The organism is Amycolatopsis sp. NPDC050768, assembly GCF_040654155.1.
In the GTDB taxonomy this organism is placed as follows: Bacteria; Actinomycetota; Actinomycetes; order Mycobacteriales; family Pseudonocardiaceae; genus Amycolatopsis.
The window spans coordinates 241744-264148 of sequence record NZ_JBFAHL010000002.1 but is presented as its reverse complement, the minus strand read 5'-3'; the positions used below and the strand labels follow the sequence as shown (position 1 = coordinate 264148).

Annotated in this window: 17 protein-coding genes and 1 tRNA gene; 9 read left to right on the top strand and 9 right to left on the bottom strand. The window is 69.0% G+C overall.

Going from position 1 to position 22405, the window contains the following annotated elements; all coding sequences use genetic code 11:
- Window positions 1–10 precede the first annotated feature (10 nt).
- From AB0H62_RS08430 to AB0H62_RS08420, 3 genes are all read left to right on the top strand, one after another.
- On the top strand, window positions 11–1732 hold the full coding sequence (locus AB0H62_RS08430; RefSeq protein WP_360585393.1) for a glycosyl transferase: 1722 nt from the start codon (window positions 11–13) through the stop codon (window positions 1730–1732).
- Between the two features lie 186 nt (window positions 1733–1918).
- On the top strand, window positions 1919–2485 hold the full coding sequence (locus AB0H62_RS08425; RefSeq protein WP_360584962.1) for a carboxymuconolactone decarboxylase family protein: 567 nt from the start codon (window positions 1919–1921) through the stop codon (window positions 2483–2485).
- A 64-nt stretch (window positions 2486–2549) separates the two neighbouring features.
- Window positions 2550–3416 carry a GNAT family N-acetyltransferase gene (locus tag AB0H62_RS08420; protein WP_255638272.1) on the top strand — a complete coding sequence of 289 codons (867 nt, stop codon included), beginning with the start codon at window positions 2550–2552 and terminating at the stop codon, window positions 3414–3416.
- A 13-nt stretch (window positions 3417–3429) separates the two neighbouring features.
- Here AB0H62_RS08420 and AB0H62_RS08415 read toward each other — a convergent pair whose 3' ends face one another.
- Window positions 3430–4386: a sigma-70 family RNA polymerase sigma factor gene (locus AB0H62_RS08415; RefSeq protein ID WP_220242761.1), complete on the bottom strand. Its 957-nt coding sequence runs from the start codon at window positions 4384–4386 to the stop codon at window positions 3430–3432.
- A 52-nt stretch (window positions 4387–4438) separates the two neighbouring features.
- On the opposite strand from AB0H62_RS08415, the gene dnaG reads away from it, so the two are divergent.
- The 3 genes from dnaG to AB0H62_RS08400 are packed head-to-tail and all read left to right on the top strand — an operon-like array spanning window position 4439 to window position 7700.
- Window positions 4439–6355, top strand: a complete 1917-nt coding sequence (gene dnaG, locus AB0H62_RS08410; RefSeq protein WP_360584959.1) for a DNA primase — start codon at window positions 4439–4441, stop codon at window positions 6353–6355.
- A 1-nt stretch (window position 6356) separates the two neighbouring features.
- Complete coding sequence (locus AB0H62_RS08405) at window positions 6357–6881, top strand: hypothetical protein (protein ID WP_360584957.1); 525 nt, start codon at window positions 6357–6359, stop codon at window positions 6879–6881.
- Window positions 6882–6935: 54 nt separating this feature from the next.
- Window positions 6936–7700, top strand: coding sequence for a trans-aconitate 2-methyltransferase (locus AB0H62_RS08400; protein WP_360584955.1), 765 nt, complete (start codon window positions 6936–6938; stop codon window positions 7698–7700).
- Between the two features lie 52 nt (window positions 7701–7752).
- Here the strand turns inward: AB0H62_RS08400 and AB0H62_RS08395 are convergent, their stop codons facing one another.
- The gene (locus AB0H62_RS08395) at window positions 7753–7971 is read right to left on the bottom strand and encodes a hypothetical protein (RefSeq protein ID WP_220242757.1); all 219 of its coding nucleotides are present in this window, start codon (window positions 7969–7971) and stop codon (window positions 7753–7755) included.
- Between the two features lie 123 nt (window positions 7972–8094).
- On the opposite strand from AB0H62_RS08395, the gene AB0H62_RS08390 reads away from it, so the two are divergent.
- The 3 genes from AB0H62_RS08390 to AB0H62_RS08380 all read left to right on the top strand — a co-directional run bounded on the left by AB0H62_RS08390 (window position 8095) and on the right by AB0H62_RS08380 (window position 12091).
- Window positions 8095–8167, top strand: a tRNA-Asn gene (locus AB0H62_RS08390).
- A gap of 139 nt (window positions 8168–8306) precedes the next feature.
- Window positions 8307–8639 carry a cupin domain-containing protein gene (locus AB0H62_RS08385; protein WP_360585391.1) on the top strand — a complete coding sequence of 111 codons (333 nt, stop codon included), beginning with the start codon at window positions 8307–8309 and terminating at the stop codon, window positions 8637–8639.
- Between the two features lie 998 nt (window positions 8640–9637).
- On the top strand, window positions 9638–12091 hold the full coding sequence (locus AB0H62_RS08380; protein WP_360584952.1) for a Pls/PosA family non-ribosomal peptide synthetase: 2454 nt from the start codon (window positions 9638–9640) through the stop codon (window positions 12089–12091).
- Between the two features lie 98 nt (window positions 12092–12189).
- Here the strand turns inward: AB0H62_RS08380 and AB0H62_RS08375 are convergent, their stop codons facing one another.
- From AB0H62_RS08375 to AB0H62_RS08345, 7 genes are all read right to left on the bottom strand, one after another.
- Window positions 12190–13374 (bottom strand): hypothetical protein, encoded by a 1185-nt coding sequence (locus AB0H62_RS08375; protein WP_220242754.1) that lies wholly within the window; start codon window positions 13372–13374, stop codon window positions 12190–12192.
- Complete coding sequence (locus tag AB0H62_RS08370; protein WP_360584950.1) at window positions 13371–14417, bottom strand: multicopper oxidase domain-containing protein; 1047 nt, start codon at window positions 14415–14417, stop codon at window positions 13371–13373. Before AB0H62_RS08370 ends, AB0H62_RS08375 begins: the two co-directional genes overlap by 4 nt.
- 748 nt (window positions 14418–15165) lie before the next feature.
- On the bottom strand, window positions 15166–15636 hold the full coding sequence (locus tag AB0H62_RS08365; protein ID WP_220242752.1) for a peptidase inhibitor family I36 protein: 471 nt from the start codon (window positions 15634–15636) through the stop codon (window positions 15166–15168).
- Between the two features lie 299 nt (window positions 15637–15935).
- Complete coding sequence (locus AB0H62_RS08360; protein ID WP_360584948.1) at window positions 15936–16400, bottom strand: NUDIX pyrophosphatase; 465 nt, start codon at window positions 16398–16400, stop codon at window positions 15936–15938.
- A gap of 292 nt (window positions 16401–16692) precedes the next feature.
- Window positions 16693–17448, bottom strand: coding sequence for a hypothetical protein (locus AB0H62_RS08355; RefSeq protein WP_220242750.1), 756 nt, complete (start codon window positions 17446–17448; stop codon window positions 16693–16695).
- A 25-nt stretch (window positions 17449–17473) separates the two neighbouring features.
- Window positions 17474–22057 (bottom strand): RHS repeat-associated core domain-containing protein, encoded by a 4584-nt coding sequence (locus AB0H62_RS08350; RefSeq protein WP_220242749.1) that lies wholly within the window; start codon window positions 22055–22057, stop codon window positions 17474–17476.
- Window positions 22054–22392, bottom strand: coding sequence for a type VII secretion target (locus AB0H62_RS08345; RefSeq protein WP_220242748.1), 339 nt, complete (start codon window positions 22390–22392; stop codon window positions 22054–22056). Before AB0H62_RS08345 ends, AB0H62_RS08350 begins: the two co-directional genes overlap by 4 nt.
- Window positions 22393–22405: the final 13 nt, after the last annotated feature.

The window sequence follows — 22405 nt, the reverse complement described above, 5'->3', positions numbered from 1 at the left end:
CGCCGGCATCATGGCGGCCTTCGTCGCGTTCGCGTTCATCCTGTACGGCGGCCTCTGGGACGACCTGGGCACGGGCTACCTGTGGAACAGCGCGTCGGACCAGAATCTGTGGGAGTGGTTCTTCGACGTCACCGCGAAGTCCGTGCTGCACCTGCAGAACCCGCTCAACTCGGACCTGCAGAACTACCCGCTCGGCGTGAACATGATGGCCAACACGGCCATGCTCGGCGTCGGGATCCCGCTCACGCCGATCACGCTAGCCTTCGGCCCCACGGTCACGTGGGCCATCGCGCTCACCGGCAGCCTCGCCGGCACCGCGGCTGCCTGGTACTGGGTGTTCTCGCGCCACCTCGTGCGCCACCGCGCGGCGGCGGCGATCGGCGGCGCGGTGGCCGGGTTCGCGCCGTCGATGATCTCGCACGGCAACGCGCACCCGAACTTCGTCGCGTGGTTCGTGCTGCCGTTCCTGGCGCTCAAGGTGATCCACCTGGCGCAGGGCCGCAAGCTCGTGCGCAACGGGATCTGGCTCGGCGTGCTCACCGCGTACCAGATCTTCCTCGGCGAAGAGCCGCTGCTGATCTTCGCGCTGGGCTTCGTGATCTTCGCCGTCGCGTACCTCGCGTCGCGCCCGCGGGAGATCAAGGCGATGGTGCGGCCGCTGCTGCTCGGCGGCGGGCTGGCCGTGGTGATCACCGGTGTGCTGGTGGTTTTCCCGCTGTGGTGGCAGTTCTTCGGCCCGCAGAGCTACTTCGGCCTGGAGCACGGCCCGGTCGGCAACGACCTCGCCGCGTTCACGCGGTTCGCCACGCAGTCGATCGCCGGCCAGCCCGACGCCGCGGCCGACGTGTCGATCAACCGCACCGAGGAGAACGCGTTCTTCGGCTGGCCGCTCATCGCGCTCATGGTCGTGGTCACGATCTGGCTGTGGCGCGAGGCCGTTGCGCGCTCGCTCGCGATCGCGATGTTCCTCATGGCGTGGCTGTCGATGGGCGTCGAGCTCATGGCGGTGCACGTGGACACCGGCGTGGCCGGGCCGTGGAAGCTGCTGGCGGACCTGCCGCTGTTCGAGTCGCTGCTGGAGTCGCGCCTGGCGATGGCGTGCGTGCCCGCGATCGGCGCGCTGCTGGCGATCGCCACCGAGCGCGTCTTCGCGACGGCCGAGACCCTGCCGGATCCCGAAGAGGGCAAGCACCGGGTGCCCCTGCGCCTGCTCTGGGTGGGCGCGGTGATCGCCGTACTCCTCCCGATCGCGCCGACGCAGCTGCTGGTCAAGGACCGCCCGCCCACGCCGGCCTTCTTCGCCGACGGCACCTGGCGCACCTACGTCGCCCCCGGCGGCACCGTGGTGCCCGTCCCGCTCCCCGGCTCGGGCGAGTCGGAGCCGCTGCACTGGCAGATGGACGCCGGCCTGGGCTACGCGATGCCCGAGGGCTACTTCGTCGGGCCGAGCGGCCCCGACGACAAACGCGGCCGCTACGGCTCCTACCAGGTCCCCACGTCCACCCTCCTCGACCGCGTCCGCGACTCCGGCGAGGTCCAGCCCGTCACCGACGCCGACCGCGACCAGACGATCAAGGACCTGCGCTACTGGAACGCCAGCGTCCTTGTCCTCATCCCGCGCGAGCACGCCGATGCGTACCGCGCCACCGTCGAGCTGCTGCTGCGCAAACCCGCGCAGTTCGTCGACGGGGTGTGGATCTGGGACGTGCGTGCGGTCACGGCCCGCCGCTAGCTGATGGCCCAGTACCCGTGCCCGTGCTGTGGGGGCCTCGGGATGTCAGCGATGAGCCGTGGCCGGCCGATCGCACCTCGCTGTACTGGTGGCGGCCGGACTACTGGCGTCGACGCTGACGGTCCACTGTCACATCCGCGCGGCCCGTCTCGTTCCTCCGTCAGCACCGACGAAGAGGAGACGACCATGCCCCGCATCCCGGCGAAGCGCACCACCGAGGCCGGCCCGCTGCTGAAGCTGCTCTACCGGTTCGCCGGAAAGCGCTTCGGCGCCGTGCCCGAGCCGATGGCCGTGATGGCCCACAACCCGGGGCTGCTGCGCGCGACCGTGGTCCACGAGCTGATGGCCGAGAAGGCGTCGAAGCGGCTGCCCGCCAACGTGCGCGAGCTGGCGGTGTACCGCGTCGCCACGCGGATCGGGTGCTCGTGGTGCGTGGACTTCGGCAGGATGCTGCAGCGCCACGAAGGCCTCGACATCGAGCGGCTGCGCCACATCGACGACTACGCGACCTCGCCCGCGTTCTCGCGCGCCGAGCGGCTGGCCGTGGCCTACGCCGACGCGATGTCGGGCGCGCAGGTGAGCGTGACCGACGAGCAGGTGGCCGAGCTCGAAGCCGAGTTCGGCCGCGCCGGCGTGCTGGAGCTGACCTATCAGATCGCGCTCGAGAACTCCCGCGCGCGGATGAACAGCGCGCTCGGCATCGTCGACCAGGGCTTCACCTCAGGCGACGCGTGCCGGGTGCCGATGCCGTGACAGCGAGGTGCCCGGCCCGACAATTCGAGTGCCCGCTCCGGGCTGAAGGTGTTTCATCACCACCGTGGCCATCGAACTGAGCACACCGGACGCCGGCCGGCTCGGCGACGTCGTCCGCGCCCTTCGCGACTGGCAGAGCGACGCCGCGCCGATCCAGCTGCACCCTGGCGACCTGGGCTGGTACTGGCAGTTCGGCGCCGACGCGATGGCGGCAGCCCTGCGGACCTGGAGCCGGGACGGACAGCTTCTGGCCATCGGGTTCCTGGACAGTCCCGACGTGGTGCGGATGACTGTCGCGCCCTCGGCCTGGCGCGAGGAGGAGCTGGCTCACCAGGTCGTCGCGGACGTGTCCGAACCACGACGTGGCGTCCTGCCGGCGGGAAAGGCCTCCGTCGAGGCACCGGACGGCACCCGGGTGCAAGAGTTGCTGTCCGAGGCCGGCTGGAGCGCCGGCGAGCCGTGGACGCCGTTGCGCCGCGACCTCACGGGGCCGGTGGACCAACCGGGTTTGCGCGTCGAGGTCGTCGGCCCGGGGCAGGGGTCCGAGTTCACCGCCGTCCACCGGTCGGCGTGGGGCCGCCCGCGGTTCACCGACGAGCTGTGGCGCGCGATGACGGCCGGGTTGCCGTACACCGACGCGCGGTGCCTGCTCGCTCGCGACGGCGAAGGCGTTCGGGTGGCGGGGGTGACGGTCTGGTCGGCCGGTCCGGGGAAGCCGGGGTTGCTCGAACCGATGGGCGTCCACGCCGACCATCGCGGGCGCGGCTACGGCCGGATGATCTGCGTCGCCGCGGCGGCCGAGCTCAAGAAGCTGGGTTCGTCGAGCGCGCTGGTCTGCACCCCGAGCTCCCGTGGCGCCGCCGTCGCCACCTACGAGTCGGCCGGTTTCCGGCGCCTTCCCGAGCGGCTGGACCGGACGCGAGACGCCTGAAGCCTGATGACGCTCAGTCGCTCGAGTCCGCCGACTCGGGACGCGTGATGTGCGTGAGCTTGTCGGGGTTCACGATGTCGTAGATGGCCACGATGCGGCCGTCGCGCAGGCTCATGGACTGCACGTGCTCGTCGACGGAGAGGAACCCGTCGTGCCCGGGCATCGGCGGGAGCCAGAGGCCGAGGTCGCCGTTGACGAGGATCGGGGCGCCGCGGCTGATCACGCCGGGCTCGTACTTCTGGATCAGGCCCAGGAAGAAGCGCGACAGCTTGTCGGCGCCCACCATGATCTGGCGCGTGGTGCGGCCCTTGCCATCGGAGTCGCCGATGAGCACGACGTCCGGGTGCAGCACCTTCGCCATCGCCCGGATGTCGCCGGCCAGCAGCGCGGTCACGAACTTCTCCAGCACCTGCTGCTGCTCCGTGAGCTCGGCGCGCGGCGGCGGGTCGGCGCTCTCGAGCGCGCGCCGGGCCCGGGAGCCGTGCTGGCGGGCGGCGTCGGGCGAACAGCCGAGGATCCCGGCGACCTCCGCGAACGGCACGGAGAACGCGTCGTGCAGCACGAACGCCACGCGCTGTTCGGGCGTGAGCTTGTCGAGCACCACGAGCGCGGCCATGCGGATGCCGTCGTCGCGCACGGCGGCTTCGAGCGGATCCTCGCTCACCGGCGCGCCGAACGGCGTCACGATCGGCTCGGGCAGCCACTGGCCCACGTACTGCTCGCGCCGCGCGGGCGCCGAACGCAGCCGGTCGAGGCAGATGCGGCCCACGACGGTGGTCAGCCAGGCCCGCAGGTCGCGGATGCCGGCGCGCCCGGCGTCGTCGAGCGCGGCCAGGCGCAGCCACGCTTCCTGCACGGCGTCCTCCGCGTCCGAGCGGGTGCTCGTGAGCCGGTAGGCCACCCCGATCAGGTGGCCGCGGTGGCCGGCGAACTCCGCAGCGAGGTCGTCGAGTGCCGTCGGTGTGCGCATGAGGCCGAGTGTGCCGCAAAGCCACCGGGGAGGGAGAACTATTGTGGATACCGTGGCAGGACGGATTCGGGAGAGCGACATCGCGGAGGTGCGTGAGCGCAACCGGATTGACGAGGTCGTCGGGGAGTATGTCGCGCTTCGGCGCGCCGGGGGTGGCAGCCTGAAGGGGCTGTGCCCGTTCCACAACGAGAAGACCCCGTCGTTCAACGTGCGCCCCACTCACGGCACGTTCCACTGCTTCGGCTGTGGCGAGGGCGGCGACGTCATCAAGTTCATCCAGAAGATCGATCTCGTCTCGTTCGTCGAGGCGGTCGAGCGGCTGGCGGACCGCGTCGGCATCCGGTTGAACTACGAGGGCGGCGGCGGGAGCGTGCAGCGCGACCGCGGCACGCGTTCGCGACTCATCGAGGCGCACCGCGCGGCGAGCGAGTTCTACATCGAGCAGCTGGTGACCGACGAGGCCCGCGCCGCGCGCGACTTCCTCTCCGAGCGCGGGTTCGACGCCGCCGCGGCCAAGCAGTTCGGCTGCGGCTACGCCCCGGGCGGCTGGGACAAGCTGACGAAGAACCTGCTCAACCGCGGGTTCGAAGTCAAGGAGCTGCTTGCGGCAGGGCTGTCCAAGGAGGGCCAGCGCGGCCCGATGGACCGCTTCCACCGGCGGCTGGTGTGGCCGATCCGCGACGTCGGCAACGACGTGGTGGGCTTCGGCGCGCGGCGGCTGTTCGACGACGACCGCATCGAGGCGAAGTACCTCAACACCTCCGAGACGCAGATCTACAAGAAGTCGCAGGTCATGTTCGGCCTCGACCAGGCCAAGCGCGAGATCGCGAAGCGCCACCAGGTGGTGGTGGTCGAGGGCTACACCGACGTGATGGCGATGCACGCGGCCGGCGTGCCGACGGCCGTCGCGTCGTCGGGCACCGCGTTCGGCGAGGACCACATGAAGGTGCTGCGCCGGCTGATGATGGACGACGACGCCTTCCGCGGCGAGATCGTCTTCACCTTCGACGGCGACGCGGCGGGCCAGAAGGCCGCGCTGAAGGCGTTCGAGGGCGACCAGACCTTCGCCGGGCAGACCTACATCGCGGTGGCGCCCGACGGCATGGACCCGTGCGAGCTGCGCATCGCGAAGGGCGACGCGGCCGTGAAGGACCTCGTCGCGCGCCGGACGCCGCTGTTCGAGTTCGTGATCAAGAGCACGCTCAAGCAGTTCGACCTCGACGCGGTCGACGGCCAGGTCTCGGCGCTGCAGAAGACCGTGCCGATGGTCGCGGCCATCAAGGACCGCGCGAGCCGCGACGGTTACGCCTCCAAGCTCGCGTGGTGGGTCGGCTGGCAGGACGTGGCGCAGGTCGTGAACCGCGTGCGCGGCGCCGCCGGGACCACGGCCAAGCGTGGCGGCCAGACGCCGCAGCTGCGTCAGCCCGCCTCCCGGCAGGCTGCCGCGCCGGAGCCGGCTCCGGAGAAGCAGGACCTGCCGCGGCCCGCACCCGGCGACCCGCGGTTCATGGGCCAGCGCGAGGCGCTCAAGGCCGCGCTGCAGCAGCCCGCGATCGCCGGGCCGGAGTACGACTCGCTGCCCGAAGAGGCGTTCACGCACCCCGCGTACGTGGCCGTGCACCTGGCGTTGCTGAAGGCCGGCGGCGCGGCGTCGGGGCTCACCGGCTCGGCCCTGCTCGACGCCGCGACGCAGCACTGTCCGGAAGGGACGGTGCGGCGCGTGCTGAGCGAGCTGGCGGTGGAACCGTTGCGCGCCTTGGGAGAAGTGGACTCGCGCTACATCTCCGGTGTGCTCGCGGGAGTGCAGGAGAGCCTCGTCGGCCGCCAGATCGGCGAGATCAAGTCGAAGCTGCAACGGCTTTCGCCGGTCGAGGCGCCCGACGACTACCGCGCGCTGTTCGGCGACCTCGTCGCGCTGGAGCAGTACCGCAAGTCGCTGCGCGAGCAGGCCGCGTCCGGATGGGACTGACATGGGCTGGCTGAACCGTCTGATGGGCGGGGGACTCCCCGCGGACTTCCCGGGCGAGCTCGCTGCGGGCGAGAACGTGATCGCGGTCGCGGGCGTCGAAGGCGGCGGCGAGCTCGTGGTGACCAGCCTGGGCCTGTGGATTCCGACCGAGGGCGGCCCCCGGCGGGTCTACTGGCACCTCGTGGCCAAGGCCGCGTGGGCCGAGGGCGTCTTCGAACTCACGGAGTCCGAGGAGACCGGGGAGGCCGGCGCCGTGATGGTGGTCGTCGACCGCCCGCCCGTGCGGTTCCGGCTGCCGGCGCCGGGCAAGGTGCCGCCGCAGGTGCGCCTGCGCGTCGACGGCTCCGTGCGCTCACGCCACCGCCACGACTTCGGCACCGGCGGCGGCGCGTGGTTCGTGCAGCGCAAGGTCCCCGGCCGCGACGGCACGGTGCTCCAGGTGCGACCCGACCCGAGCACCGATCCGGCGTTGGTGGAGGCGATCGCCGGGGAAGTCGCCGAGAAGCTGGCCAACTCGGGGGAGTAAGCAGTACGCTCGTACTCAGTACGGGCGTACGGTTTATCTTTCGGGAGGTTCGCCATGTGGGATCCGGCCAAGTACCTCGACTACGCGGACCTCCGGGCCCGCCCCTTCTACGACCTGATCGAGCGAATCTCGTCCGACGCGCCCCGCCGCGTCGTCGACCTGGGCTGCGGCCCGGGCAACCTCACGCTCGACCTGGGCCGCCGCTGGCCCGGCGCTGCGCTGGAGGCCCTGGACAGCTCACCGGAGATGGTGGACGCCGCCCGCTCTCGCGGAGTGGACGCGCACGTCGCCGATGTACGCGAGTGGGCGCCGCGCTCGGACACGGACGTGGTGGTCTCCAACGCGGTGCTCCAGTGGGTGCCGGGCCACGACGACCTGCTGCGCCGCTGGGTCTCGCAGCTGCCCTCGGGTGCCGTGCTGGCCGTGCAGGTGCCGGGCAACTTCGGTGCCCCGTCGCACCGCATCACGCGCGAGCTGGCGGCCTCCCCGGCGTGGTCCTCGCGCCTGGCTTCCCTCGTTCTGCGGGAGAACGAGGCGGTGTCGTCGCCCCTGGAGTACGCCTCCCTGCTGGCCGACGCGGGCTGCCTCGTCGACGCCTGGGAGACGACGTACATGCAGCGCCTGGCCGGCGAGAACGCCGTGCTGGAGTGGATCACCGGCACCGCCCTGCGCCCCATCCGCGCCGCCCTCCCGGACGACGACTGGGCGTCCTTCCGCGCCGAGCTGGCCCCGCTCCTCGACGAGGCCTACCCGCCCCGCGCGGACGGCACGACGTGGTTCGAGTTCCGTCGCATCTTCTTCATCGCGCGGATCCCCTGACCCCGCCGTTTCCGGGCGCGCTCACAGACCCCCTCAGCGGTACGCGTGCGGCTCAGTGCCCCCGGCCGAACTTCTCGCCGACCTTGGCGCGCGCCACTCCCGCGGCGCCCTGGACCATCGGGTGGTCGATCACCTTGCGGTAGGTGCGCACGATCTGCTCGTACCGTCCCCGGCCGGCCTTGGTCCCCAGCACGTATCCCAGACCCACGCCCAGCAGGAACTTCTTCATCAGCGGCCACGCCTCTCGTTCGTCGGACTCCCGACTCTCCATTGTCCAGCAATCCGGCGCCCCCTGGGTGTGATCCGCGAAGAGGGGCCCCCTGTTCGGGTGGCGCAGGCGGTGCGCTAAAGTTCTTTCCATCGCGCCGGACATCCGGCGCACAACTGAATACGATCCCCTGTAGCTCAACTGGCAGAGCATTCGGCTGTTAACCGGAGGGTTCTTGGTTCGAGTCCAAGCGGGGGAGCATCCAAGCCTAGGTCGCTGACCTGGGCTTTTTTGTTGCCTGCGGGTAGGGGCGTTTTGGGGGCTACAAACCCCTGAGTTCGCGGCGGGCCCGGGCTGCGCTTCACGCAGTCAGGGCCGTCGGCGAACGGTTCAGGTAACTGACCAGTGACGCTTCGCTCGGCGGCGAAGACGATCTCGACCGGCTGGGTGGTTCGATCCGGCTCGCGGTGCACACGGTCGTTCGAAGTCGTGGCTGGCTTTCGCCGGACGCGGCGGGAAGCGCAGTCGAGCTGGTGCCCGGCGATGTCACGCTGGTCCGGGGTGGGCCTGATCACTACATCGGCCACGAGCCAAGCGCCGAATGCCTCGATCCGGAGCTGCTCGTGCCGGCGATCCGCAGTGACTTCCGCACCAGCCCGACCGTGGCCACGCTGGTTCACTGCCTCGGCCGATCCGCGGCTGAACGCCGCGTTGCAGGTCATGCAAGGTGAGGCGGAGAAGGCGTGGATCGTTGCCGACCTGGCCGCCGTAAGCGGTCTGTCGCGGCCGGTGTTCGCTCGGGCCGTGACGCGTTGGGGCAATCACCGATGCAATATCTGACCGACTGCCGGACGACCCAAGCCCGGGTTCACCTGCGCGCCGGCGAGCTCAGCCTGGAGCGAACCGCCACGGCTGTCGGGTATGGCTCGGCGGCGCTTCTGTAGAAACGCTGCGGCATGCCCGCCGCCTTCTGCTCTTCGCGAGCGTGGTGACCTTGGCGTTGAACGTCGCGGGACCGCTGATCGCCGGCGAATACGGCAAACCCGCTTTCGACGCCGTCGGGCCGTTCCTCTTGATCGGCTGGGCCGATAGGAACTGCGGCTCGGTTCGACGTCGGTCCCAAGGAGCCTGGGCCGTCTGAGGTCGTTCAGCAGGCATCTGGCGGTCGACCGGCCGAGGTGTTCCTGGAGCAGGTCCGCCGGGAGGACGCGGTCCATCAGCGGCACCCGCCAGATATGTCTCCACGCCGTCGACGAAAACGACGCCCGATCACTGTCTTTGCGCCCGCGCGACGAATGTCGAATGTGATCCACCAGATCAAATCGTGACTTCACGGTGACGCGGGTCAAATCTGTGTGAGGTGGCATTGTTCCGCCGTGCTCAGCGCTGGTATTCGTGCAGCCAAAAGGATCAGTTTCACCTGATCAGTCGTGAAGGTGTTGGAATCTTGCACGCACGTCCTTGCGGGTGCGGCGTCTGGTGTGTCACGGTGACGGAACTGGGTTGCTGTGCGTTCAAGGGTGTTCGCGAGCAGATCCTCGTCGCAATGCGCGAGAACGTTCACCACGCCTTTCACTGCCGGATTCGGTGCGTGCTCAACCCGCCTTGAGTGTGGTCATCAGTTCGGCACAGATTTCCGATCAATGGGGTTCATGCGGTGAGTGAGTCATTCAACGTCCCGCCAGAAAAGCAACGTGAATCTGTCTGCGGCCAGGGTGGCAACGTAGAGGTGGCAGGCAGCGCCGAGCGCGTGTTCGCCACGGTGCTGGCGGACGTCGTGCGTGTCGATCGGGTGTCGGTTGACAGTGATTTCTTCGAAGATCTCGGCGCCAATTCGCTGGTCATGGCGCATTTCTGTGCGCGGGTGCGTAAGCGCGCGGAGGTACCGTCGGTGTCGATGAAGGACGTTTACGCCAACCCGACGATCAGAAGCCTGGCGGCATCAGTCGGAGGCGCTGCACCCGCGTTGGCTGAGCCTGCGGCTGCGAAGCAGGCCAATGCACCTCCTCGTGGCGGCACGGCACAGTATGTCCTTTGTGGACTACTTCAGTTCCTGGCGTTCGTGGGTTACGCGTACTTGGCGGCGTTGCTCGTCGTACGCGGCGTGACCTGGGTATCTGCCGCCGGAACGAACCTGCTGGACATCTACCTGCGGCTGGTGCTGTTCACCTCCGCTGCGTTCGTCGGGCTGTGTGTGCTGCCGATCGTGGCGAAGTGGGTGCTGATCGGCCGGTGGAAGCCGCGGCGGATCCGAGTGTGGACCCTCGACTACTTCCGGTTCTGGCTGGTCAAGACGCTGGTGCAGCGCAACCTGGTGGCGCTGCTGGCCCTGGGCTCACCGCTGTACGTGCTGTACCTGAAAGCACTCGGGGCGAAGATCGGCCGGGGAGTCGCGATCTTCTCCCGCAACGTGCCCGTGTGCACCGACCTGCTCACGATCGGCGAGGGTTCGGTGATCCGCAAGGACTCCTTCCTCCTCGGTTACCGGGCCGAGGCCGGCGAGATCCAGACCGGTTCGGTGACCCTCGGGAAGGACGTGTTCGTGGGGGAGTTGTCGGTGATCGACATCGACACCTCGATCGGCGACGGGGCGCAGCTGGGACACGCGTCGTCACTGCATCCCCGCCAGGCGGTGCCGGCGGGTGAGCATTGGCACGGGTCACCGGCGTGGCGGACCGAGACCGACTACCGCGGTGTCGGTCCCGCGGGATGCGGCATGGTGCGCCGGTTCTGCTACGGCGTCTCGCAGCTGCTGGCCCTGCTGCTGGTGTACCTGCCGTTGGCCATCGGCGGCGTGGACCTACTGCTCGCCACCGCCCCGCAGCTCGCGACGTTCCTGAGCTCGGAGCCGCTGCAGTTCACCAGCTGGGCCTTCTACCTCGACGCGCTCGCCGTGTCGTTCGTGATCTTCTTCGGCGGATCGCTCATCACCCTGCTGCTCGTCGCGGCCGTCCCGCGTGTGCTCGGCGTCGTCCTGAAACCGGACAGGGTCTATCGCCTGTACGGTTTCCGCTACTCGCTGCACCGGGCGATCCGCGTGGTCTCCAACCTGAAGTTCTTCATCACGCTCTTCGGCGACAGCTCGGCCATCGTGCACTACCTGCGGTACCTCGGGTACCGGATGCCCGACCTCCAGCAGACGGGGTCGAACTTCGGGTCCGTGGTCAAGCACGAAACCCCGCAGCTGAGCACCGTCGGCAGCGGCACGATGATCGCGGACGGCCTGTCGATCATCAACGCAGACTTCTCCAGCACGTCGTTCCGGGTGGCCCGAACGAAGATCGGCGGGCACAACTTCCTCGGCAACAACGTCGCGTATCCCGCGCAGAGCCGGGCGGGCGAGAACTGCCTGCTGGGCACCAAGGTGCTGGTGCCGGTCGACGGCCCGGTTCGCGAGAACGTGGGGTTGCTCGGTTCGCCGAGCTTCGAGATCCCGCGCACGGTGGCGCGGGACCGGCAGTTCGACCATCTCAGGAGCGGCGACGCGCTGCGCCGGGGCCTCGCCGCGAAGAACCGGCACAACTCCGTCACTATCGTGATGTTCCTGCTGGTGCGCTGGATCTATTTCCTGGGCCTCGTTCTGCTCGGCTGGGCCACCACGGACGTCTACCCCGTGCTCGGGCTGTCGGCGATCGCGCTGGCGTCGCTCGTCGGGATGCTGTTCAGCGTCTGTTACTTCACCCTGGTCGAACGCGCCTCCCAAGTGATCCACCCCCTGCAGCCGCTGTACTGCTCGATCTACGACATCCGCTTCTGGCGGCACGAACGGTTCTGGAAGGCGGCCGCGATGGCCTACGTGCAAGCCTTCAACGGCACACCGTTCAAAGGCGTGATCTGGCGGATGCTCGGGGCCCGCATCGGCCGCCGGCTTTTCGACGACGGCTGCGGGTTACCGGAAAAGACCCTCGTGACGATCGGCGACGACGTCACGTTCAACCCCGCCAGCAAACTGCAGTGCCATTCCCAGGAGGACGGCACCTTCAAGGCCGACCGCATCGCCGTCGGGTCCGGCTGCACGATCGGGGTCGGGGCCCTGGTCCACTATGGAGCGTCGATGGGCGACGGCGCGTCGCTCACCGCCGACTCCTTCCTCATGAAGGGCGAGGAAGTACCACCCCACGCCTGGTGGGGCGGCAACCCGGCCAGCGAGATCCGAGCCCAAGACTCGCGGGTCTCCGCTTGAGCCCTCGGCGCACGAAGTAGTCGCCGATGCCCTCGACGCCGCGAGCGCGGGATGGGTACGGCGCCGAGCTCGGCAACGGTGTCCGTGGGCGGTTTGGGTCAGACGGTGACGAGGAGCCCGGTGAGGTACATCGCGAGCAGGCCGGCGGCGGCACCGCCGATGGTGGTGGGGTCGAGCATCCGGGCGTGTCGGTCTCTCAGGGATGGGGCGATCTGGATGATGACCTGTGCGATCGCGCCGACGCCGATGCCGAGCAGGAACGCGGAGAGTTCCGCGTTTCTCACGGTGGCGCCGACAAGTGTTCCGGCGATCGCTGGTGCGCCGGCGAGGATGCCGAGGCCCAGCAGGCGGAGCAGCGGGGGACGTTGCTCGGTCAGGGGTGCGACGATCGCGAGACCTTCGGTGGTGTTCTGGATGGTGAACCCGACGACCAGAGCGGTGCCGAGGGCGAGTTCGCCGACGGTGTAGGCGGCGCCGATCGCGAGGCCTTCGCCGAGATTGTGCAGGCCGACTCCGATCGCGATCATGACGGCCAGGCGGGTTCCGGTCGCCCGTGCCGGCTCCTCTTCGCGGCGGCCGGCTTTCAGTCGGTGGTCGACTGCGGTGAGGGCGAGGAACGCCAGCACGGCGCCGAGCACGACGAGGGCCGGACCGCCGAACGCGCCTCCGCCGCGCCCGGCGAGCTCGACACCTTCGAGCGTCGCGTCCACGGCGAGAAACGCAAGCAGCCCGACGGTCAGGGCCAGCAGCAAGCGCATTCCCCGGGCGCCGATCCGGCGCAGCACGGGCAGGAACAGCATGCCGAGCACGACGGGAATGATTCCGACGTAGGTACCCAGCAGGGCCATCACGGCGAAGAAGCCGCCGTTTGCGGGCGGGGTGCTCACCGCGGCCGGGATCTCGTGTTCGATCGCCAGACCGGTGGAGGTCAGCATCGCGACCGTGTACGGCTGTCCGTTCTGCCACGGGTAGGTCAGCCGTAGTGTGTCGGTGCCGAGCCGTTGGATAGGCCCCGTCCCGCCGGTGAAGTCGACGTAGGTGTCGTTGACGAACACCTGCGCGACCTGCACCGGATCCGGGCCGGTGTTGCGCAGGGTCAGTTCGATCGCGCCCGGGGTCAGCTGCGTGTGTTCGACGATGAGCTGCTCGATCGGTGGTCCGGTGCGTTCGGGCAGCGACCGGCCGCCGAGTACGGCGAGTGCTGCCAAGGCGATCCCGACGAGGACGACACCGGCGATCGCGGGCAGCCATGCCCGCAGTCCCGCCGTGCGGCCGTCGGTCATTCGGTCACCTCGAAGAAACCCATCCAGCCGAGTTCGGCGAACTCCGTTTTGTGCGCGTGGAACATGAACTTCCCGGTGTGGGGGAATCGCAGCTCACAGATTCCGCGCTGGCCCTGGGCCTGAACGACGGTGTCGGTGTACTCGGAGGGTTCGAGGCGGGTGCCGGTCGGGTAGTAGTCGAAGAAGTTGCCGTGCAGGTGGAAGCTGTTGATCGGGTCGTATTCGAGGATGTTGACCAGGTAGATCCGGACCAGCTCGCCGCGCCGGACCCGGATCGGCTCGTGCATGTAGTGGAACGGGATGCCGTTTACCGCGTAGAGCTGATTGCCCTGCCCGTCGAAGGTCGTGTTGTAGCCGTGCATCACCATGACCAGCTCATCGGCCGGCGGACGCGGCTGGGGCGGGTCGACGATGAAGGTGCCGTACATGCCGCGGGCGATGTGCTCGGCCAGCGGACCCACGTGACAGTGGTAGAGGTGCAGCCCGAACGGCTGAGCGTCGAACTCGTACACCACGCTGTGCCCGGGCTCGATGACCCCGGGCCCGATGTTGGGGACCCCGTCCATCTCGGCCGGGTGGATACCGTGGAAGTGCATCGTGTGGGGGTGGGCCGAGCCGTTGGTGAACCGCACCCGCAGCAGATCGCCCTGCTGGCAGCGCAACGTCGGACCGGGCACCCGTGCGTTGAACGTCCAGGCCGGGAACCGGACACCGGGCGCGACCTCCACGTCCTCGTCACTGGCGAAGATCTCCCACTCCCGCAGCGGGCGGCCCCGGTCGGTCCGCGAGACGCGGCCGTAGTCGAAGTCGCGCAGGACCTCGCTGGGGTAGAAGCCGTTCGCCCGATGGTCGACGGTGCTGCCCTGGCGGAACATCGGACCGTTCACGCCGCCGCCGTGCCCGCCCGCATGCCCGCCCGCATGCGGGCCGGCCGGAGTGACCGGCTCCTCGGACGATGCGGGCAGGGCGCGCGCACCAAGCGCGAGGCCGGCGGTGCCGGCCAGGGCACCTCCCAGCAGGAACCGGCGTCGCGTCGCGGCCATCACGCACCTCCTTCGGGGGCCGCCACCGTGCCGCATACGGCTCGGATGCGGCCTCCAGATCGACGCTGCGTGTCCGATCGGTCACCGTTCGCTCTTCCAGGCGACCCCAACCGGACTATTTCGGACTCCCAAACTTATATGTGTGTCCTCACGAATACAACCGTTCGGGGTGCGGCGACCTCCGCTGTGACCTGCGGTGCATCGAGTTCGACCATGTTGAGTCGTTGTGTGCTGCGCAGCCGCAGGCAGAGCAGACCGCCGGACGCGCCGTGTGCCGGTGGGCGCTGGGTGATCCGACCCGGCTGAGGATCGCGCATGCTCTGCATGTCGGCGACGAGGTCTTCGTGTTTGGCCTTTGGCCCGGATCGTCGGAGCGTCACGGGGGCCGGTGTCGCGACAACTCCCTCGGGCCCTGGCGCTCCGGGGCAGCCTCGTCCGGACGGTCGCCGAAGTCCGGCCGAGTTTGCCGGGTACGAAACCTTCTTGTATCGGGCAGAACCCCGGCAACGGTGTGTTGCCGGGGTTCTGTCGTGTTCAGGATCGCTATGAGGCCGTCGGTGTCTCTGCCTCGGTCGTGTTGCGCGGTCCCGGATCTCGACGGCCTGCCAGAGAAGGTCGCCGTCGGGCGTGGGGTCGACGTGGTGACGATCGACATCGATTTCGTCACCGAGGCGTGTGCGCATCGGTCGTGACCGCTCAGCCCTGCCGGTTCCTTCTCTTCCTGGCAAGGCTGAGCTGTCTCTGCGGTTTACAGCGACCGGAACAGGTGGCTGGCGTTGTTGTTCAGCAGCTCGGGAACGAAGTTGCCCCAAGTGCCGGGGTAGTAGGTCATTTCGGCGCCGCCGTAACCGCTGTTGTAGTACACCGTGACCTTGTATTTGGTGCGGTTCCACGCGGAGATGGCGTTGTTCTTGACGCAGGTGTTGATCCCCCGGCCGGCTCCCTTGAACTCGTAGCAGGTCGGCTGGGAGTCGCCGTAGTTTGAGATCGAGCCGGTGAAGTCCGACAACGACTCCGTCCGCTCATTCCCCCAGTAGAGGCAGAATTCCCCCGCGTCACAGTGTCCGTCACGAGCCGCTGCATGAGCCGTGCTGACTGTCGTGGCCGCGAGAACGACGCTGGCCCCGACGGCGACCGAGGTCCGAGCAAGGACCTTTCCGATGTTCCTCAACAGAATCCTCCCCTGTTCGCTGAAATGTCCCCTGGCACGTGGGGACATACCTGCATTTTTGCTTAGTAAGGGCTAATTCGGGGAGGATCCGGCTAAAGTAACCTGATTGGCCCATTCAAGTATGGGCAGCGACAAAGCGGCCACTTGGCGACCGCTGCCAAGCCGGACCTCCCGGCATTCGCGGCGTGCCCATGATCCGCCTGCGTCCCAAGGTTCCTCCGTCGCCACATATTCCGAACGTGACGATCATGGAGAGTTATGCAGTACGGAGAGCAACAACTGCCATGCAGGCCGGACAACACGTACACGCCGAGGCCAGCCGTTGGCAGTCCTCCGTGGCCCGTGGCTCAGGCGACGCGGTGAACGAGGCCGTGGCGCAGCCGGTGGTTCAGTTCCCACAGCGCGGTGCGGTTGGAATCCCACTGCACGGCCTTCGCTGCGTTGTCGAGGCTGAACCAGCCGTACTCGGTGTGCTCGTGCGACAAGATCACCTCGGTGTCCTCCACTCGGACACCGAACGCGTACTCCGGGATCACCAGCACGTCCGGTCCCCAGGTGAACTCCCCGGTCACGGAGACAACTGGGATCGTGGCGCGCGCATCCAGCCCGACGAACTCGCAGTCACCGACCAAGCCGGCTTCCTCGGCGGTTTCCCGCCGCGCCGCCTGCAGCGGGGACTCGCCCGCTTCGCCACCGCCGGCCACACCCTGCCAATAGTCGGCATCAGCCCGCCGGAACAACGCGAACTCCGTGCCCTGGCCCGTCTGCCGGTAGGGCAGCACCAAAACCTGAAACGCAGCACGGCCGTTCATGACCAAGGTCCTCCCAGCCGCAGCACCAGGATCGCCCTCCAGCTTGAGCTCGCTCTGTATGAACGCCGCGTACGTGGTTCCCTGGTCTCCCATGACTGAACGAGCTACCGAGCGTGCGTCGCGCGGCGCGGTCAGCGGCATGACAAGAAGCCAAGGCGGAAACTAGCCGAGTCGAGCGAAAAACGAGACCTCGGGTAGCAATGTGGCGCTCGAGGTCGGCAGCGCTGGCCCGACTGCGCGATGCTCCGCAGCGGTGGCGACCGCGCTAGCAGTGTGGCTACTGCTGTCCACTTCAGCCGGGGAAGTCCGCGTACTCGATGTTCGGTCCGTACAGCGCGACCTTGACCGCTTCCAGCAGTTCCTCGAGGCCGACCGGAGTGGCAACCCCGTCCGGCCCGGTGAGGGTCCAGGTGTCGGTCCAGGTGACCGTGTACACCTCGTGTCGATAGTTCTCGAACTCCACGAACAGGTCGTCCCGGCCCTCGCCCCGGGTCATCGTGCTGACCAGGGATTTGAGCCCGGCGAAACCGCGCTTTGCTTGTACGGAACCAGTGGCGCCGCGGTAGCGGTATTTCAGGTACGGGGACGGCGGGCGGTCCCAGCTGGTGCCGCGGATACCGTTGCCGCGACTGTAGCGGTATTCGGCTTCCGGGAGAGGCTCGTCGCCGGCGGCTTCGCAGCGGAAGATCGGGATGACGGCCCGGACGGCGTCGTGCATCTCGGCGTCGTCCGGGTAGAGGCGGTGCACGAGCGGGCCGGCCGCGGCGACCGCGTCGAAGCCGTAGCCCGCGGGGGCGAAGCCTTCGGCCAGGGACAGCGGGGCGTCGGTCGCCAGTTCGGCACCGTGCGAGCGGGCGAAGGACAGCAGCGCGACAGCCAGCTCTTCGTCGTACGAATCCAGTGCGAATGCTTGGAAGGCGCGCTTGCCGTCGGCGTACAGGGCGGCGCTGTAGTCGAAGCCGGGGGCGCTCGCCCAGTGCCAGGCGTCGGGCAGATCGCCGAGATCGGCGACGTTGGGCATCGCTGCGTAGGTTTCGCGTGGGTCCACTGCTCGCCTCCCGGCATCGCTCTGCTCAGTGCAAGGTACACGGATGCCGAGGTCCCGGCTCCGTGGCCGCGTAGCGCTCGGTGAGCTTCCCGCCTTCGGACGAGTTCTGCGATTTGCCCATGGCTTCCATGTCGTCGGTGTTGTTGTACCAGGCCTTGCGTTCCGCGGCGGTCATGTTGTGGCCCTCGTCGCGCCAGTGCTCCACTACCGGCGGAACGTGCTCGTAGGTCAGATTTCGCTTGCCGTTGGCGTCGTAGTAGGGGATCGGTTGACCGGCGCGGTCCACCCAATTGAGCTGGTCGTGTGGAATGCGGGCGTTGCTCGCATCCCGCGGGACGTCGCCGAGGGCACGGCCCTCCACGGTCCACTTCGTCGCCATCGCGTCGTGGGTGGACTGCAAGTAGTCGCCGGGGTATTCGGTGCCACGGTTGTGAATGTGGTCGGCGGGCGGCAGCGCGGGGTCGTGTGCCCACTGGCCGTTCGCCGGGTCCTTGTAGCCGGCCAGGCCCAGCGGGTCGGCTACCGCCAGCGGGTTCGGGACGTAGGTGTAGTGGTTCGCGGACGGGGCCAGTCCGATCGGGTCCGGCGACAGGTACCGCGCGGTGTGCGGGTCGTAGTAGCGGTGGACGTTGTAGTGCAGTCCGGTTTCGTCGTCGTAGTACTGGCCTGGGAAGCGGAGCGGGCAGCCGGTTCCGTCCGAAGTGGACATCGCGATGGTGTTGCCCCACAGGCCGCTTGTCCGGTACCAGGCGACCCGGCCGGTCGCGTCGACCAGTTCGGTCGGCGCGCCGATCAGGTCGGCGACGATGGCGTGGAAGCGGGTGTCGATGACCGCGGTGGGTGCGTCGGCCAGCCAGGAGCGGGTGGTTTGCGCGATGGGTTCGGCCGAGCCTCCGCGGTAGTCCCAGGACGTGACGGTGGTGCGGCGGTCGACGGTGTGGGCGGCTTCGGCCAGGACGGTGCCGTCCCAGGAGAACGTGGTTTCTTCGGCGATGCTGCCGTCGGGCGCGAGGCGCTGTTTGGCGATCCGGCGGCCGAACGGGTCGTAGCGGTAGCGCCAGCGGGTGCCGTCCGGGGTGGTGACGCCGATCAGCTGGTCGCGGTCGTTCCACGCGTACTCGCGGATTCGGCGTTGACCGGAGAGGCCGCGGCGGATTTCGCGGACGAGCCGGCCGGAAGCGTCGTAGGAGTAGGAAGTCCGGCCCGCGCTGCGCAGCAGCATTCCTTCGACCGCGCGGGGGCCGGCCACGTCGGAAGCATCCTCCGTGGACGGACCTGGTTGCGCGGAGACCAGGTTTCCCAGTGTGTCGTAGGCGTACTGCTCGGTCCAGGTGGCGGCCTGCACGCCGGTGACGCGCCCGCCCGGGGTGAGCTGGAAGACGCGGGCGCCGTGCACCCGGTCGTCGATCGCGAGCACCTGACCGTCGGCGCGGTAGCGGAAACTGCGTTCCTGGAGCGCGCGATTCGGTCCCCCGGCGGACACGAGCGTTTGACCGGTGAGGCGGCCCAGTTCGTCGTGCGTCTGGGCCAGGCTCGCGTTTTCGCCGAGGCGGCGGAGTACTTCCCGGCCGTCCCGGTACTCCAACGCGACCGTTCCGGCGGTCCCGGCCATCGCGGTTTCCCGGCGCATTTCGTCGTACTGCCACCGTGCTTCGACCCCGGACGGGGTGATCCGGCGGACGCGGCGGCCGGTCGAGTCGTATTCGTTGCGCAGCACGCGGCCGTTGACGGATTCGGCGACCGGGCGGCCGAGCAGGTCGCGTTCGTAGGTCACTTCGACAGCGCCGTCGGCGACCCGGCGCAGCCGGCCGCCTTCGTCGTACTCGTAGGCGATGGTCGTTTCGCCGAAGGTCTCCCGGGACACCCGGCCGCGGACGTCGCGGGTCAGTTCGGTCACCGCGCCGCCCGCTTCGGCGCGCGAGATCATCGCGCCCATCGCGTCGACCCGGTATTCGAGCGCGCGGCCGGTGAAATCCTGTTCACCGATCAGGTTTCCGGCCGGATCGTAGCGGTAGGACCAGGTTTGCCCGGCCGGGTTGCGGACGCCGGTGAGCCGCAGTTCGGTGTCGTGGGTGAAGGTGTGCCTGATGCCGTCCTGGCCGGTGCGCGCGGCGAGCAGGCCGAACGGGCCGCGTTCGAAAACCGTGGTCGCGCCGGTGGCCGAGCGAGCTCGGACCAAGCTGCCTTCGAGGTCGTAGAACCGTTCCTCGCGGTCGCCGTTGGCGGCGACGCGCCAGGCCAGCGCGCCTTCGCGGGTCCAGCCGTACCGGGTGCTGCGACCTCGCGGGTCGGTCGCTTCGATCGCCCGGCCGAAGCCGTCGAGCCGGAACGTGGTGGTTTCGCCGTCCGGCGAGGTGATCGACAGCGGGCGGCCGACGTCGTTGCTGGTGTACGTCCAGCGGGCGCCGTCCGGTTCGACGGTGGCGGCCAGGTGGCCTCGCTCGTCCAGTTCGCTGGTCGCAACCGCGCCTAGCGGATCCACTGTGGACACGATGCGGCCGGCGTCGTCGTAGGTGTGCCGCCAGACCGCGCCGTTCGGCTGAGTCACGGTGACCGGCAGCCGCCAGCGCGGGTCGTACTCGATGGCGAGCGCGGTGCCGTCGGGGTAGCCGATCCGCGTCGGGTCGCCGTTCTCGTCACGTTCGTAGCGGGTGACCGCACCGTTTTTGTCCGTGAGCGACAGCAGACGGTGGAACCGGTCGAACTCAGGGCGTTCGACCCCGCCGTTCGGGTCGACCACCGCGGTGATGTGGTTGTGCTCGTCGTAGTGGTACTCGGTGCGCCGGCCGAGGCTGTCGGTGACGACGGTGACCCGGCCGGCCAGGTCGTAGTCGAAGGTCGCGTCGAGGTAGCCGTCGAGGCCGGCGCCGCGGACGACGCGTCCGTCCGGGCCGTATTCGTACTCGTAGCGGTAGCCGGTTCGGTCGGTCCAGGCGACGATCCGGTCCGCGTCGTCGTAGTCGTACTGGTAAGGCGCGCCGGTCGAGTTCACGATGCCGGACAGCCGGCCGCGCCGGTCGTAGCGGAACGACACGATCGGCACGTCTTCGCCGTGTTCGGCGCCGCCGAGCAGGCGGTATCCGGCGATGCGGAGGCCGTCCGCGCCGTCGACGGTGTCGACGCCGACCCGGTAGCCGCCGGAATGCGTGACCGTGAGCGGACGGCCGGTTTCGTCGCGCAGGTAGTCGACGCGGTGCCCGCTGCGGTCCGACAGCGAGCTGATCTGCCACTCCCTCGGCGCCGTGGGGTGCGCGGCGAACCGGCGGGTCCAGCCGGATTCCTGGTCGACGAGCAGGTAGGTTTCCGCCGCGGCATCCCAGCTCAACGGCCAGCGGGCGCCGAAGCTCGGCAGCACCGGAGAGCCGTCGCGGGCGGGGTGGATGTAGCTGAGCACTTCCGCGTCCGTGCCGTAGTACCGGACGAAGTCGTCGGTCAGCACCAGGCGTTCGTCCAGTGTGGACGCCCAGCCGGGGCCGAAGGAACGGCCGTCGGCGTAGCCGGAGGCGTACGCGCGGTTCAGCACCAGCGGCAGCAGCCCGGGTAGCTCGACGTCGGTACCCGCGGTGATCATCTGGCCGGACACCGCGTCGACCGGGTCGCCGCCCTTGCCGTCGCAGCCGCCGGTGCCCTCGGACTTCTGCCCGCCGGCCGCCTCCGGATCGTGGCTGCCGGGCGCGTTCGGGTCGGCGCCGTGGTTTCCGGGCGGCGTGCCGTCGGGGACGCTGCCGTCCGGCTCCGGCGTGGACGAAGGCGAGGTGTCATCGTGCGGGGTGCCGTCGTGCGGGGCGCCGGGTTCGTGCGGGCCGGAATGGCCGGGTTCGGCCGACGAGACGTGCGTGCCGTCTTCGCCGGGACGTCCGTGCAGCTCGGACATCACCTTCTTGACCGCGGCGAAGATCTCTTCGAGCTTCGACATCAGCGGCCGCAGCTTCTCGACCGAGTTGATCAGCTTCTTGATCAGCGCGCCGATCTTCTCGATCCACGCCGAAACCTGCTCGACCACCTGCGCCACCACGACCGGCGTGCCGAGCCCGAGCGAGCAGACCTCCTCCAGCGCGTCCTGGATGAAATCGCCGACCGCCTGGGTGATCATGTCGCGGACCATGGCGCGCACCGCGGCGGTGATCACCCCGACGATCTGAACCACGATGCTGATCCCGCTCGCGCAGGTCGCGGCCGCGTTGAGGTGGTCGATCTTGTTCTTGACGTTCGCGCGGTAGGCGTCCGCGGCCTGGCCGATCCAGTGCGCGGTGTCCTTCTGCACGCTGTCGCCGAGGTCTTTGGCCGCTTTTTCCACGGCCTTCGCGATGTTGCCCCAGGTTTGCGAGTAGGCGGTGATCTGGTCGGCGTCGCCGGCCAGCTGGTTCAGTGCGTCCTGCAACGGCTGGACGTGCTCGATCAGCCAGTTGAGGCCGTAGGAGATGAGCGTGCCGACGGGGTTCATCGCGATGGTCAGCAGGTCCATCGCGGTGCCGAGCGCGGCGATGCCGCCCTCGATCCACGAACCGGACTTGATGCCGTCGTAGGCGCCGATCGCGTCGTCGAGGACGTTGATGCCGGTGTGCCAGGTCGTCGAGTCCTGTTTGGCGGCGACCAGCGGATTGCTCACGGCAGGTCCTTGCCGAGGCTGGTGATCCGCTGCGAGTGCGCCTGTTCGGTGTCCTGGTAGGTCTTCGCCGCCTGCTGGATCGACTGCGACAGCGTGCCCATGGCCTGCTGCGCGGCGCCGAGGGTGATCAGGCCGGGAGTGCTGACCGCGAGCACCATCGGCACGAAGAGCGGGCCGCAGATCAGGCCGTACGCCTGCACGCCCATGGTGACCTGCTCGGCCGCGGCGAGCGCCTGGCCCAACGTCTGCCCGACCTGCTCGACCGCTTTCGCGTGGGCGAGCAGTTCGTCCGGGCGGACTTGGTAGCCGCCGCCATTGGTCGCACCGTCCGGCATGGTCGCCTCTCGT